We start from the raw sequence: 14,287 nt of genomic DNA on the forward strand, positions 1-14,287 counted from the left end.
CGGCATAGAGTTCGCCGATCCGGCGCAACGCCTCGGCCGCCACCGGCGAGCCGGTCGCCTCAGCGACCTCGTAGAACTTGCGTCTTGTGTGCGCCCAGCAGGCGGCGAGCACGATGTCTCCTTTGCCGGTCAACCGCTCGAATCCCGCGTAACCATCTACGTGCAGGACGCCCTTGAACCGTTCGAGATGCGCCACCGGTCGCTCCGCTTTCCGGTCCGGCGCGAACAGATAGACCGCCGCCGGCGGTTCCGGTCCATTCCAGGGGCGTTGTTCGCGCGCATAGACCCAGAGCCGTCCTGTTTTCGTTCGTCCACGGCCCGGATCGAGCACCGGGATCGGCGTGTCGTCCGCAAACAGATGGTCGGAGGCGAACACGTTTTTGCACAATCGCTCATGCAGGGCTTCCAGCCACCAGCATGCGCCGCCAACCCATCCGGCCAGCGTCGAGCGTCCGAGATCGACGCCGTGGCGGGCGAAGATCTGCGACTGCCGATAAAGCGGCGTGTGATCACAATATTTACTGACCATCACCTGCGCGAGCAGCGCCGGTGTGGCCAGTCCACCAGCGATCAGCCGTTCTGGCGCCGCCGCTTGTACGACTTCGTTGCAGGCGCGGCAGGCGTATTTCGGGCGAGTGATGCGCACCACACGAAGCTGCGCCGGCACCCAGTCCAGCATCTCGCTGACGCTTTCGCCGATCGCATGGAGCGCACCACCACAACAGCCGCAGGTATCACCGAGGATCGCGAGCACAACGTCCTCGCGCGGCAGATGATCGGGCAGCGGTTTGCGTTTCGGGCGTCCGTCGTCGGTCTCGGTGACGACTATCGGGCGGTTCTCCCGGATGCGGGCAATGTCACCGTCGAGGTCTTCAAGCGCGAGCGCCAGTTGATCGGTATCCAGGCGTTCGGAGCGACGCCCGAACTGCGCTCGCTGCAACTTCTTGATGATGAGTTGGAGGCGCTCGATCTCACCGTCACGGCTGTCGACGACAACAGCCATTTCGCGCACCAGACGTTGCAACAGCGCCGTATCGGACGGCAGATTGTTGAGATCGAGCTGCATGTCCGATTTTACTCGAACGCGCTGATTCGAAGAAGCGAGTTCGCTATATTCTATGCGGGTTTCTGCGATTCAGCCTGCGAGCGCTGGCTTCCACACGCGCTCGGGTGCGCGCCAGTCGATGCCTTCGATCAGCATCGCGAGTTGTGCCGGTGTGAGCGTAATCGAACCGTCATAGCCTGCCATGACGGGCCACACGAAGCCACCTTGGTCGATGCGTTTCGTGAACAGGCAAAGTCCGTTGCCGTCCCAGAACAGGATCTTCAGCACCGATGCCTTCTTGCCGCGGAAGGCAAAGAGATGACCGGAGAATGGATCCTTCTTCAGCACGTCCTGGACCAGCATTGCGAGCCCGTCCATACCCTTTCTCATGTCGGTGTAGCCCAGCGCCATGTGCACTTTCACGCCCGCAGGAACGAACATCATGGTGCAATCTCTCCGCTCTCGATCTGCGTTCGCACAGCATCCGGATCGCTACCAACTGGAGCAAAGACGCGACCTCCATCGGCCAGGTCAACGGCCACCATTCGCTCGGGCGGACGTACGAGGTTACGCAGAACCTGCGTCTCGGCTGCGTTGTCGGCGAGCACGACGTGGGCGAGTTTCGCGCGCTTCTTTTGCCCAATGCCAAATTGCACACGCCAGCGGAACAGCAGCCCGGTGACGATCCCGTGCTTGCGGGCAACGGCAGATACCTTGGCGCCCGGCTGCTCGGTTTCCCTCGCGATCGCGAGCTTCTCCTCGTCACTGAAGAAGCGTCGGATGGGGGCGGTGGGCGCCGTCGGATCGCCGATTTCCGCGGCTGTCAAGCTCCTTTCGGGAGTTGAGTTCCTAGCACTAGTGCTAACGGCCGGGCGGGCTGAGGGGTGAAGATGCGCGCGCCAGTCGATTGTGACCTCGCCGGTATCCAGTCGGTCACGCCATTTGCGCAACGACTGCGGCGACAGCTGCATTGCAGCGGCGTAGGCACGGACGCCCATTCCGCTCCAATTCATCGCCTCCACATGCATCGCCCAGAACGCCTGTGTCGCGCGGTTGCGGATGTCCGTGCTGACGGAAAACCGTTGCTGCTTCTGCTTTCGCAGTTCTTTTATTCGCTCTTCCCGGTGCTTCTCGCGGCGCAATTCCGTCTGATATTCCGCGAGTTTACGTGCAGTGTCTTCGCCGGCAAGCTGCTTCAGCCAAGGCCGAAACGTGTTTTCGGTGAGGCGCTGCTGACGACAATATTTGCGGATCCCGAGACCGCTTCGGCGCCACGCTTCGACGTGCAGCGACCACCACTCGCGTCGCGCTTTGTTCTGGAAGTGTTTTGGTCCCACCGGAGAATCTCCACAGCAGCAGAGAACCCGAAATGGAACGACATCACACGAGGAGGAAGGTGTGCAGGAACCGGACGCTTACACACGACCGATTAGTAAGGCAAGATAAAGCGAGTTGCCTCGCTGCCGGAACTTCGTTCCTAAGTGTTTGTCTGCACATTGTTTTGAGGGGCTCGCTCTTCGTGCGATGAGGTGCGGCGGGGGCGCTTCCGACCCTTTCTTCTTTGTTTCCAACGGTCTCAGCGATGTCGCTCGCAATGTGCGGGATGCGCGAGACCGACGCGCTTGCGCTGGCATAAGTGTTTCTGCGCTACCCTGCGATGGGCGCATTTCGGCTCTTGCAGGAATTGTTTCGGTTTCCAATCGTCGTCTCATGGCACGTGACGAAAACGACTTCCGCATCCGTCCCGGCAAGGTCCGTGATCGCAGTGGTGGACGGGCGAGTGTGATCCGGATCGGCGGGATGCGCCGTCGCCCGGCCAGCTTTCTCGGCGAGGTCCATCAGGCCATACGCCGGGCGGGCGGCAACCCCGATCGGCCGGGTAGGGCCGGAAAGGGAAGCGGCCGGTTCAATGCACGAGGACGGGGCGCTGCAACGGCGCTGGAGCTGAAGGATCGGAGCGCGTGGAGCCGGGACGCGAGCGGCCGGCGCACGCGGGCGCGGCGGGTGGCGGTCAAGGCTCGCGTGGTGAAGCTCAACCCGCAGCGCGGTGCCGCGCGTGGACGGCAGTTCGTCAGCGCCAAGGCGGTGGACGCGCACCTGCGCTACCTCGAACGGGACGGCGTGACGAAGGATGGCGAGAGGGGCCAGGTCTATTCGGCCGAGCGCGACGTCGAGGATGGCCGCGCTTTCCTCGACCGGGGTCGCGAGGATCGCCATCAGTTCCGCTTCATCGTCTCGGCTGAGGACGGCGTGGAGCTCGCCGACCCGCGCGAGACCGCCCGTGATCTGATGAAGCAGATGGAAGCCGACCTCGGGACCAAGCTCGACTGGATCGCGGTCGATCATCACAACACCGGCCACCCGCACACCCACATTCTCGTGCGCGGCGTCACTGAGGACGGCAAGACCCTCAACATCGCCGGCGACTATATCGCCTACGGCATTCGCGAACGAGCCAGTGAGATTGTTACCCAGGAACTGGGCCGCCAGACCGAGCTTGAAGTGACCAAGCAGCTTGAGCGGGAAGTGGACGCCGATCGCTTCACCCGGCTCGACCGGATGCTCATCGCCGAGCAGCAGAGAAAGGAGTTCTCCGACCTGCGTCCTGACCGGGACATGCGCGACACGTTCCAACAGAATCGGGCACTGCTGATCGAACGGGCGCGCAAGCTGGAGCGCATGGGGCTGGCATCCGAAATCGAGACCGGAAAATGGATTGTATCGCCAAAGGCCGAGCCGGCGCTGCGCGAGCTTGGCGAGCGCGGCGACATCATCAAGACCATGCACCGGGCGCTGGAACGGGAGGGCCTGGCGGGAGATCGGCACCCCGCGCGCTACGTCCTGCACCGCGAGAACGCGACCGAACGCATCGTCGGCCGGGTGCTGGACAAGGGGCTCGGCGGCGACGAGATGGGCGAGCGGGTCCGGCTGGTGATCGATGGGGCAGACGGGCGTGTGCATCATATCGAGATGGATGCCGCCCGCGCAGAGGAGGTCGCCCGAGGCATGATCGTCGCGGCGGGCTCCGCCCCTCCCGGGCCCCGCGCCGCAGACCGCAATATCATGGATATTGCAGATCAAGGAGGCGTCTACCGTCCGTCCGAGCATCTGGAGCGGGCGAGAACTGCCATCGACCGCATCGGCGACGACCCCGAGGCCTTCGTTCGATCCCACGTCCGCCGCCTGGAGGCGCTGCGCCGGGCGGGCCATGCCGAGCGGATCGATGCGGATCACTGGCGCGTCCCTGCCGATCTTCCCGAGCGCGGCCAGGCCTACGATCTGGCGCGGGACCGCGCCAACATCCGAATAAGCGTGCTGTCTCCCACCGGCCTTGACCAGCAGATTGGCCACGACGGCGCAACCTGGCTCGATCGCGAACTGGTCTCACGCCAGCGCAGCGCGCTCGCTGGTGAGGGGTTCGGGCAGGAGGTGAGGGCCGCGCTCGAGAAGCGCAAACAGGCGCTCGCGAATATGGGTCACGTCAAAGATCTCGGCGACGGTCGCGTCCGGGCACCCAGGGATCTGATCCAGCGGCTTGAGGCTGCCGACATCGAACGAGCCGGCAAGGCGCTCGCCGCCGAACGCGGTTTGCCATGGCGGCCTGTCGTTCCGGGTAACTACGTCAGCGGCCAGCTTGTCGACTCCACCCAGCTATCCAGCGGCCGGTTCGCGATGATCGAGAACTTCAGTGGCGGCTTCAGTCTGGTGCCGTGGCAACCCGTACTCGACAAGCGCATCGGGCAGCACATCTCCGGCCTAATGCACAATGACAGCGGCATCGAATGGAGCTTGGGCAGAAAGCGCGGGCTGGGGTTGTGAGCGGAGGAGCAAGCCTTGCCTGCTTGGAGCCAAACAGGCCGGACCGGCGCCATCCCGTCAAGGCTGGCGCGTTCCGCGCCCCCGCTTCGCGGCTTGCGGCCTTGACCGATTGTCGCCGGCCCGGCAGGGGCTTGCCAAGCAGGTAAGGCTTGATGGGAAGCCGTGTCGTTCGATATGACCGCAGGTGAGACACCGATTGAGTGAACCTAGCTCGGTCGCGTCACCAAGGCGCCGCGCGGGAAGTGCCCCCACCAAACCAGCGAGGCTAGATCGCTGCGGACGCATCAATCATCCATGGTATCGAGTTTGCGCGCATGCCGCCGCCGGTCTTCGGTCGAGGGCGCCGCGATGCGAACTTGTGCGTCGTCGTTCGCTGGGTCCCGCCTTTGCTTTCGTTGATGCGTGGGCGTAAGTCTTTGCGCGATCGGTGATGCCCTGTCCTTGTGCGGCGGCGATGGCAGCACGTGCGGCACGGCGCACGTTCCATCCTTGCCACCTTAAGCTTAACGATTCTTTGCGCTATGCTGATCGGTGACGTGTTCGCTGCCGGCATGGACTTCGTAGTTTGGTAGACGAGAAAGAAGCTGAACAAGAAATCGCTCGTATTCGGCAACGCCTGACAGCCCTGGATGCTGAGCGGGTTGAGCTTGAAATCGCGCTCGCTACACTTGAGCAAAAGCTGACGTCTGTCAGGCTTTCCGATAAGCCATCGCTCTTTGTGGACGCGCCAATCACCAATAGTTCGCCGTCGGCGAACAAGGTTGCGCTTTTTCGCAGCCTGTTCGCCGGGCGCCCGGATGTTTTCCCTGTTCGATGGGAAAACCGGAAAGTGGGTCGCTCAGGATATGCTCCTGCTTGCGCCAACGAATGGGCCAAGGGAATATGCGGCAAGCCGAAGATTAAATGCGGCGAGTGCCCTCATCAGGCGTTTATTCCGACTTCGGATGACATTATTGAAAAACACCTTCGCGGCGGCGGCAATCTGCGTGAGGGCGACTTTGTCGCGGGGGTATATCCCTTGCTGCAAGATGAAACATGCTGGTTCCTGGCGGCCGATTTCGACAAGGAAAGCTGGGCGGACGATACCAGGGCGCTGCTGGATACATGTCGAGCAAAGGGAATTCCTGCCGCTCTGGAACGATCGAGGTCAGGAAACGGGGGTCACGTCTGGGTATTCTTCTCTGAGCCTATTCCCGCCAGAACCGCTCGTCAGCTGGGCGCTGCACTGATCACCGAGACGATGGAGAACCGGCCTGAGATCGGCTTCACCTCCTATGACCGTTTCTTTCCTAACCAGGATACAATGCCGATCGGCGGCTTTGGAAATCTGATCGCTCTACCATTGCAAAGAAGGGCGCGGGAAAACGGCAACAGCGTCTTCGTCGACGGAGATTTGCGGCCCTACGACGACCAGTGGGCCTTTCTGTCATCCTTGCCGAGGCTCTCTGCTGATACGGCCTTCAGGATCGCCGACGAGGCGGAGCTGTCGGGTCGGATTCTCGGTGTCCGGATGCCGGTGGAAGACGAGCACGCTGACGAGCCCTGGCGAATGACGCCGTCCCGTCGCAGCGAACCCCGCCGGATGGAGGCTGTGATACCGGAGAGAATCAAGGTCGTGGTCGCGGATCAGGTGTACATAGATAGGACAGAGCTCCCACCGGCCCTGATTACACAGTTCATTCGCCTGGCAGCTTTCCAGAATCCCGAGTTTTATCGTGCGCAGGCCATGCGTTTGCCGACCTTCGGCAAGCCGCGGGTCATATCATGCGCCGAACTTCATACGCGACACGTGGCGCTGCCTCGGGGTTGCCTTGAGGAAGCAATCGAGCTCATCAAAAGCCACCGCGCCGATGTTGTTTTGGAAGACCGTCGGGAAATCGGCAGGCCGCTGCCCACGGAACTGTCCTTCCAGGGAGAATTGCGGCGGCCACAGTTGAAAGCCTTCGACGCACTTGTTCCTCATGATCACGGCGTTCTTGCTGCCACGACCGCTTTCGGGAAAACCGTTGTAGCGGCAGCGCTTCTCGCCCGACGCGCCCGAAATACGCTTGTTCTCGTTCACCGGCGCGAATTGCTCAATCAGTGGGTCGAACGGTTGCGATCCTTCCTAGACATTGATCCGAAACAGATTGGAATTATCGGCGGCGGGAGGCGGAAACCGACCGGGGTCATCGATGTTGCGCTGATCCAGAGCCTTGTCCGAAAAGGTGAAGTCTCGGATCTCGTAGCGGATTACGGTCATCTTATTGTTGATGAATGTCACCATCTGTCTGCCGCGAGCTTCGAATTGGTGGCGCGTCGATCAAAAGCACGGTTTGTCCTGGGTCTTTCCGCGACCGTTGCGCGCAAGGATGGGCATCAACCGATCATCTTCATGCAATGCGGCCCTGTCCGCTACCGAGTTGATGCTCGTCAGCAGGCTTTCGAACGTGGCATTCGTCACCGCGCGCGCGATCGCTCGACAAAATTCGAATTGCCGCCATTGCTGGCGTCGGCAGAACGGCCGTCTATGCCAGCAATTTACGCGGCCTTGGCTCAGGATGAACCGAGGAACGACCTCATCTTCGATGATGTCCTGAAATCGCTGGAGGCAAGGCGTTCGCCGGTTGTTCTGACCGAGCGGAAGGATCACCTCGAATATCTTCGGAATCGGTTCGCGCCGTTTGTAAAAAATCTTGTCGTTCTGCGTGGCGGCTGCCGAGCGCAAAATCGCCGAAGCGGCTTTGCGTGTATCTGACGATCAGGAGCGGCTGATACTCGCGACAGGTCGGTATATCGGAGAAGGGTTCGATGACGGCCGGCTCGATACGCTGTTCCTGACCATGCCTATCTCCTGGAAAGGAACGTTGGCCCAGTACGTTGGCCGGCTCCACCGTCAACATGACGGGAAAACGGACGTTCTCGTTGTCGACTACGTCGATAGCGCTGTGCCGGTTCTGGCTCGCATGGCTGCAAAACGACGGACCGGATACAGAGCGCTCGGCTACGCGATCGAATAGACTGACCGAGAAGATAAGGTCCAAGCCCCGGAATTCTTGTTCGAGAGCCTTCAACCGCCGCCTGCAAGCACTTCTACGCCATAGCATGATGGCTTCATTTTTGTCTTCCGTGCTCTCGTTTCCTCGTTCCTTTTGTCCGATGGACCTGACGAGGGAGCGGCGGAATGGCGACGGAAGAGGAAAGGAAAGGGCCTCGTCCGGCCAATGACAATGGATTGAGTACCGATGAATCGCTCGACCCGCGAATTCTGCGGATTGCTGAAGCTATCGGCCGACAGCTCGCCCGCGAGCGGGCCGGGCAACCGGCCGCCGCCAATGACAACGAGCCAGGGCCACGATAGGGCCAGGTTCTTCAGCTACGGTTTCGTCTACCTGCTCGTTTGCTCAGGTGACGATCATACTCCCTGAGCAAAGCGGGCGAGGGACGGAGTGTCGTCGGACCGCGGTGAAACATGCATCTTGACGGCGGCGGAAATTGCAGAATCGATGTGAAGGTCTGATCGGAGAGAACGCCATGCTCAGGGTTGCGCTTTACGCCCGTTATTCGACTGACAATCAGAGTGTGGCGTCGATCGAGGACCAGTTCCGCATCTGCCGTGAGCATGCGGGCAGGGAAGATTGGCAGGTCGTCGATACCTATCAGGACGCCGCCATCTCCGGCGCCAGCGTGATTCTCCGACCGGGCGTCCAATCGCTATTGCAGGACGCCCGCCGTAGCAAGTTCGACATTGTGCTCGCCGAGGCGCTGGACCGAGTCTCGCGCGATCAGGCCGACGTCGCGACGCTGTTCAAGCATCTGCGCTTTGCCGGCGTACAGATCGTCACTCTGGCCGAAGGCGAAATCTCCGAACTTCACGTTGGTCTCAAAGGCACGATGAACGCTCTGTTCCTGAAGGATCTCGCCGCCAAGACCCATCGTGGTTTGCGCGGGCGGGTCGAGAAGGGCAAGGCTGGCGGTGGGCGGTGCTACGGATACGACGTGGTGAAGCGTATCGACAGCGAGGGCGAACCGGTTCGGGGCGAACGCAAGATCAATGGGGCCGAGGCTGCGATTGTCCGCCGTATCTTCCGGGAATTCGCGGTTGGGAAATCACCGCGCGCCATTGCGACCGATCTGAACCGGGATGGCATTACCGGCCCGTTTTGCCGCACCTGGGGCGACACGACGATTCGGGGGTACGCCTGCCGGGGCAATGGCGTCGTCAACAACGAGCTTTATGCCGGCGTGCTGGTCTGGAACCGGCAGCGCTTCATCAAGGACCCGAATACGGGCAAGCGGGTGTCGCGTCCGAACCCCGAGGCGAAATGGATCAGGACCGAGGTGCCGGAGCTGCGCATCGTCGATGACGAGTTGTGGCAGCGGGTGAAGCGGCGCCAGGCCGAGCTTGCAAAGCAGTTCGAGGCGACGACCACAGGCGTCCGCGCCGCGCGCGCGGAACGGCTGAACCGCCTGCGTCGTCCCGCCTTCCTATTGTCAGGTCTGCTCACCTGCGGATGCTGCGGCGGCACGTATGGCATCGTCGTCAACGATCGCTACGGCTGCCTCAGTCATTTCCGCAAAGGGATCTGCGATAACGGCCGCACCATTCGCCGCGACGACATCGAGCGGCGCGTGTTGGCGGGCCTTACCGACAAGCTGGTATCTCCCGAGGCCGTGGCGGTCGCGGTGCGCGCCTACGCGGAGGAAACCAATCGCCAGAACCATGAACGGCGAGCGCAGGCGGAAGCGGATCGTCGCGCCCTTGAGAAGATTGAGAGGAGCATCAAAAGGATCATGGACGCCATCGAGGATGGAATGTACCAGCCGGCCATGAAGGCGAGGATGGGGGAACTGGCTCAGCAGAAAGCCGAGATCGAGGCACGACTAGCCGAGGCTCCGGCCGATCTACCGGACGTACATCCGAATATCGCTGAACACTATCGCGCGAAGGTGATCCACCTTGCCGAAACGCTGGCTGAGCCTGAGTCCAACCGGGAGGCCCGCGAGGACATCCGCTCGCTGGTTGGCGAGGTGGTGATAACCCCCGGCAATAAGCGGGGTGATAGCCACGCCATCCTACGCGGCGAGTTGATGGCTATTCTCGATCTTGCTGCGGGCCGCCGAAGGTCGCCCAAGCCTGAAGTTATAACAAACGCGCTTGCAGGTCCCCGCAACCACCGAGCGACTCGGAAAGGTCGCCTTTTCGTTTTTGCGCGACATTTCGCAGAGATCGGGTGTGGCGCCTCCCGGCAGCTAGGCCACAGCGTGCCTCCTTACTCTGGGTTTAAGAAGCAACCATCAGAATCCGCGAAAGATTGGACCGCAATCAGGCTGTTCAGGCGAAACCCATTTTCCGGCCGTAGCTCAAACAGTGGTATTTTGCCTCGCGAGCTCGAAAATGCTTTATCTTTCAATGGGGGTTGACTGACACTCTCTCCGCCATTTGCACGATTTTGTACGCCAAACTACGATTTTACACGACTTCGCACTCGATAGCGCGTCTGTCAGATGCCCCTTCTCAGCACTCTTTCGCAAAACGAGCGATACGGAATGTTCGACACGATTGATGGCTCCGAAGCCAACGGTCCGCCGAAGGCGAACTCATGGTCCGAGGGCATAAATTCCCCGCAGTTGCGGTCGCTTATCAGTCCAACAAGAAACTTCTTATCTCCGCGGGCATCCTGAGGCATTGGCCTTTCTGGCTGCTGATCGTCCCGGTGCACTCGACCACCGCGCCCGAGCCGCTCTGGTGACTGAACTGTTTCGAAAATCAAGCGTTGCTCCAGCGGTTCCAGAAGCGGGAGCGTGGAATGGAATTGATCCTGCGTCCGCTCGGCATGGCCATTGCGACGGGATGGGAAATCCTGTGGCCTCTGATCCTCGGCTTTGCGCTGTCGGCTATCGTCCAAGCAGTTGTTTCGCATCGGCAAATGAGCCGCCTGTTGCCGGACGACCGGCCACGCTCGATCGTCACCGCGCTTGCGCTCGGGGCAGCATCATCGTCGTGCTCGTATGCAGCCGTGGCGCTCGCCCGCTCGGTATTCCGCAAGGGCGCCAACTTCACCGCCGCGATGGCGTTCGAGATGGCCTCGACCAATCTCGTCGTCGAACTCAGCATCATCATGCTGGTGTTCTTGGGCTGGCAGTTCACGCTGGCCGAGTTTGTAGGCGCGCCGATCATGGTCGCGCTGTTGGTCGTCCTGTTTCGGATGTTGATGAGCCATAGTCTTCTCGACGAAGCAAAAGTGCAATCTGACCGGGGCATTGCCGGACGAATGGAGGGACACGCGGAGATGGACATGTCGGTGACCGAAGGCGGCTCGTTCTTGCAGCGGCTGACGTCGGACGAGGGCTTGACCGCCGTCAGCCACTATTCGTGGTGGATTGGGCCTCAGTCTGGATGGATATTGTTGGAGGCTTGTTGATCGCGGGCGCACTTGCGGCCTGGGTCCCGAACTGGTTCTGGCAGTCGTTCTTCCTGGTCGATCATCCGACGATCGCTAAACTTTGGGGTCCGATCATTGGTCCCTTGGTAGCGGTGATTTCTTTCGTCTGCTCTGTCGGGAATATCCCGCTGGCTGCGGTGCTGTGGAACGGCGGCATCAGCTTTGGCGGCGTCATCGCCTTCATCTTCGCCGATCTGATCGTGCTTCCCGTCCTCAACATCTACCGAAAATACTACGGGTTGACGATGGCTGGTTTCCTGTTTGCGACTTTTTACGCGGCGATGGCGGTAGCTGCGTTGATCGTTGAGGGGCTGTTCTGGGTTTTCGGCCTGGTCCCGCTGGAACGGGACGCTCGAATGGTCGAAGCGTCAATTACGTGGAACTACACCACCTGGCTCAACATCGCCTTCCTCGTGCTTTCCGCGTGTCTGGTTTGGCGATTTCTCAGGACTGGCGGCCCTGACATGTTGTGCATGATGAACAAGTCGCCTGCCGTGGAGCAGGCCCACTAGAACATCGGCGAGATAGCATATGCGTAAGCCGTCACATGAGGGCTGAACCGATGAAGATGCTGTTTCAGATCGGCGATTATTTTGCGGGCGCAGCAATCGGCGCGGTAACAGCGTTGATCATCCGCACCGTCATCTCGCCGGGACTGGATATGGTGCTCGCCATGCTGATCGGAATGGGCCTCGGCATGATCGTGTCGCTGCTCATGGGTTACATGCTTGCTCCGCTTATTGGCATCATCGACGTAATGGTGCCGGGCTCGTTGACCGGGATGTATGGCGGCATGCTGTTCGCAATGCGCGACTCGATGGCGGCGGGGTCTCGTACGATGGGCGCCAGTCTTGTCGTCGGCGCGGTCTTCGGCCTCGTCGTAACGGCGGCCGTAAAGATCTACAATTATGCACTGCGGGGGGCCGTAATCGAGGCAGGGGATTGAGGTGGTTTGCCATGGATGTTCAAACGCAGAAGAAATGGGATCGTGCCAGCCGCACCTATGATCTGTTCGCCAAGGCTGACGACAGGCGGCTTGGATCGGAAAAACAAAGGCTGTTGGGCAAAGCTCGGGGCAAAACGCTGCACGTTGCCGCGGGTACCGGCAATGATTTCAAGTTCTTTCCGCCGGGAATGGATATCGTCTCGATCGATATCAGCCCGAAGATGCTCGACCAGGCCAAGAGCAAAGCGGCAAGCTACAAAGGTTCGATCGAGCTTCGCGAGGCCGACGTTCATAACTTAGGCGATCCGGACGAAACGTATGATACGGTAGCGACCATCTTCACCTTTTGCTCGGTTCCGAATCCCATCACTGGCCTCCAGGAGCTTCGCCGTGTGCTGAAGCCGGGCGGACAGATTCTGATGCTGGAGCACGTGCGCAGCATGGCGATCGCGCCGCTCGGCGTCATGCTGGATCTGATGTCGCAGCTGACCAAGAGAATCGGCCCAGAACTCAATCGCGACACAGTTGGCAACGTACAAAAGGCCGGTTTTCGGCTCCGCCGGGTCGAGAATGTCTACCTTGACGTCGTGAAAATAATCGAGGCAGTCAAGGACGAGTCTTGAGATCCGGTTCGACCTTGGCAGGTCGCGCGATTAAAGCGATCGAAAAATTACAGCACGAATCCTGCTGCCTTTCGGCGATATCCAATGGCGGCGATCGACGGCTTTAGTGCGAGACGAGGTGAATGGCGGGATGCATGGTGCCGAGCAAGCCGACGATAGTGAAAATTGCCAGTCCCAGGACGGTTTCAGTCGCGCTGTTCCACGTGAGCTGATCAAGCGATTCCGACTGAGCCGCTTCGGAGCGCCCGATCGCGAGCCGCGGCGTTAAGCGGAATCGGTTGACTGCCGCAAGTGTGAGCATCATGACAAAAATGGCGAGCTTGAGCATCAGCACGCGCCCATAGTCAGTGACGACGAGCGCGTGCAACGAGCCGACAAGAATCCAAGCGTTGATTGCGCCGGTGGCCACCAGGGCCACCACACTGACGATGCCCAGAAACGAAAACCTCCGCGCGGCGTCGAGCGCCAGCAGTGCCCAGGCATCAGTTCGGCGGACCGCGGCGAACAGCAGGATCAGCGATACAAGACCACCGATCCAGGCTGCCGCGGCAACCAGGTGCAGCGCGTCGGAGGCAAGGTGCAGGTTGCCTTCGGCTCCAAGCGTTGAACCGGCGTGTCCGGTCCAGGCAAGCGTTGCGGTGAGACAAAGCGCGGCTACAACTGTGAGCCAATCGGCTGCCGCGACGCGATCGTAAATCAGGCAGGCAGCGAGAACGACCGCGAATCCGGCGCGGACCTCCGTAACCTGTCCGAACTGGGTCTCGCTCAATACCGTGGACAGGGTTTCCGCACTTATCGCCTCGTTCAACGGCAGACCGCTCATCGAAACCGCCTCCAGCGCGAACCAGATCGCACCCGAGATCACGGCGGCGGCAAGACCAACCCAGAGGACGCGTCCGGTCTGCATCCGAAACGCCTTGGCTGCGGCTTCCTCCGAGCGCAAGACTGGTCGCGCGATCGCGATCCGGAAGACCAGCGTCCCGGCAGTAATGGTTGTCGTGGCAAAGTGGATTGCTCGCGTCAAGACCAAGAATGTGTCTGTTCCGAACCAGTCCATCGCTTCGCCAGTGCCGCTACTGGCCGACCTGGAAGGTGAAGCTGCCGTCGGTGGTGTGAGTGTCGACCGAAAGCACGCGCCAATTCACGTGATACGTGCCCGTCCCGCTCGGGCGAAGCGCCACCGACATCTGGTTGCCACTCACGCGCGCCTTCCCGCTATCGACGCGTTGTCCGGTACCATTGGTGACAGTGACGCTACTGAAGGCCTGCTCCAGCTTCTGCGTGAACCACAACGTCACCTGATGCGGCGGACTTGCGACCTTGTTGCCGACGCGCGGCTCCGCATGATCGAGAAAGGCGTGGGCAGTCGCTTTGCCTGGCGCTAACAGCAGCAGTGGGACAATGATAAGGAGAGATAGGTGTCGCATGA

13 protein-coding genes are annotated in these 14,287 nt (G+C 60.9%); 8 read left to right on the forward strand and 5 right to left on the reverse strand.

The genetic code is table 11. The annotated features are described in order from the left end of the window. From IVB46_RS19280 to IVB46_RS19290, 3 genes are all read right to left on the reverse strand, one after another. Nucleotides 1-1,066, reverse strand: a 1,066-nt coding sequence (locus IVB46_RS19280; RefSeq protein ID WP_247343247.1) for an IS66 family transposase, incomplete at its 3' end; no start/stop codon positions are given. A gap of 69 nt (nt 1,067-1,135) precedes the next feature. Next, nucleotides 1,136-1,489, reverse strand: a complete 354-nt coding sequence (gene tnpB / locus IVB46_RS19285; RefSeq protein WP_247316095.1) for an IS66 family insertion sequence element accessory protein TnpB — start codon at nt 1,487-1,489, stop codon at nt 1,136-1,138. Continuing rightward, nucleotides 1,486-2,382, reverse strand: a complete 897-nt coding sequence (locus IVB46_RS19290) for a transposase (RefSeq protein ID WP_247316097.1) — start codon at nt 2,380-2,382, stop codon at nt 1,486-1,488. The genes tnpB and IVB46_RS19290 overlap by 4 nt, the downstream gene beginning before the upstream one ends. A gap of 373 nt (nt 2,383-2,755) precedes the next feature. Between IVB46_RS19290 and IVB46_RS19295 the strand changes: the two genes are divergently transcribed. The 8 genes from IVB46_RS19295 to IVB46_RS19325 all read left to right on the forward strand — a co-directional run bounded on the left by IVB46_RS19295 (nt 2,756) and on the right by IVB46_RS19325 (nt 12,858). Then, entirely contained in the window at nt 2,756-4,864 is a 2,109-nt protein-coding gene (locus IVB46_RS19295) for a DUF3363 domain-containing protein (RefSeq protein ID WP_247301944.1), read from the forward strand. Between the two features lie 565 nt (nt 4,865-5,429). Further along, a complete protein-coding gene (locus IVB46_RS19300; RefSeq protein ID WP_247343250.1) occupies nt 5,430-7,601 on the forward strand; it encodes a DEAD/DEAH box helicase family protein in 2,172 nt (723 codons plus the stop codon). 426 nt (nt 7,602-8,027) lie between these two features. Next, nucleotides 8,028-8,204 carry a hypothetical protein gene (locus IVB46_RS19305; protein WP_247343254.1) on the forward strand — a complete coding sequence of 59 codons (177 nt, stop codon included), beginning with the start codon at nt 8,028-8,030 and terminating at the stop codon, nt 8,202-8,204. A 173-nt stretch (nt 8,205-8,377) separates the two neighbouring features. Beyond that, on the forward strand, nt 8,378-10,267 hold the full coding sequence (locus IVB46_RS19310) for a recombinase family protein (protein ID WP_247343257.1): 1,890 nt from the start codon (nt 8,378-8,380) through the stop codon (nt 10,265-10,267). A 386-nt stretch (nt 10,268-10,653) separates the two neighbouring features. Continuing rightward, the gene (locus IVB46_RS44770; protein ID WP_253075434.1) at nt 10,654-11,268 is read left to right on the forward strand and encodes a permease; all 615 of its coding nucleotides are present in this window, start codon (nt 10,654-10,656) and stop codon (nt 11,266-11,268) included. Further along, entirely contained in the window at nt 11,244-11,801 is a 558-nt protein-coding gene (locus IVB46_RS44775) for a permease (RefSeq protein WP_253075435.1), read from the forward strand. The genes IVB46_RS44770 and IVB46_RS44775 overlap by 25 nt, the downstream gene beginning before the upstream one ends. Nucleotides 11,802-11,851: 50 nt before the next feature. Next, nucleotides 11,852-12,235: a hypothetical protein gene (locus tag IVB46_RS19320; RefSeq protein WP_247301934.1), complete on the forward strand. Its 384-nt coding sequence runs from the start codon at nt 11,852-11,854 to the stop codon at nt 12,233-12,235. Nucleotides 12,236-12,246: 11 nt separating this feature from the next. Continuing rightward, nucleotides 12,247-12,858, forward strand: a complete 612-nt coding sequence (locus IVB46_RS19325; RefSeq protein ID WP_247301932.1) for a class I SAM-dependent methyltransferase — start codon at nt 12,247-12,249, stop codon at nt 12,856-12,858. Between the two features lie 103 nt (nt 12,859-12,961). Here the strand turns inward: IVB46_RS19325 and copD are convergent, their stop codons facing one another. Together copD and IVB46_RS19335 are read right to left on the reverse strand one after the other, a co-directional pair. Continuing rightward, the gene (copD, locus tag IVB46_RS19330; protein ID WP_247343262.1) at nt 12,962-13,915 is read right to left on the reverse strand and encodes a copper homeostasis membrane protein CopD; all 954 of its coding nucleotides are present in this window, start codon (nt 13,913-13,915) and stop codon (nt 12,962-12,964) included. Between the two features lie 16 nt (nt 13,916-13,931). Further along, entirely contained in the window at nt 13,932-14,285 is a 354-nt protein-coding gene (locus IVB46_RS19335) for a copper resistance CopC family protein (protein ID WP_247301925.1), read from the reverse strand. Nucleotides 14,286-14,287: the final 2 nt, after the last annotated feature.

The sequence above is a fragment of the Bradyrhizobium sp. 61 genome (assembly GCF_023073075.1).
Lineage (GTDB): Bacteria > Pseudomonadota > Alphaproteobacteria > Rhizobiales > Xanthobacteraceae > Bradyrhizobium > Bradyrhizobium barranii.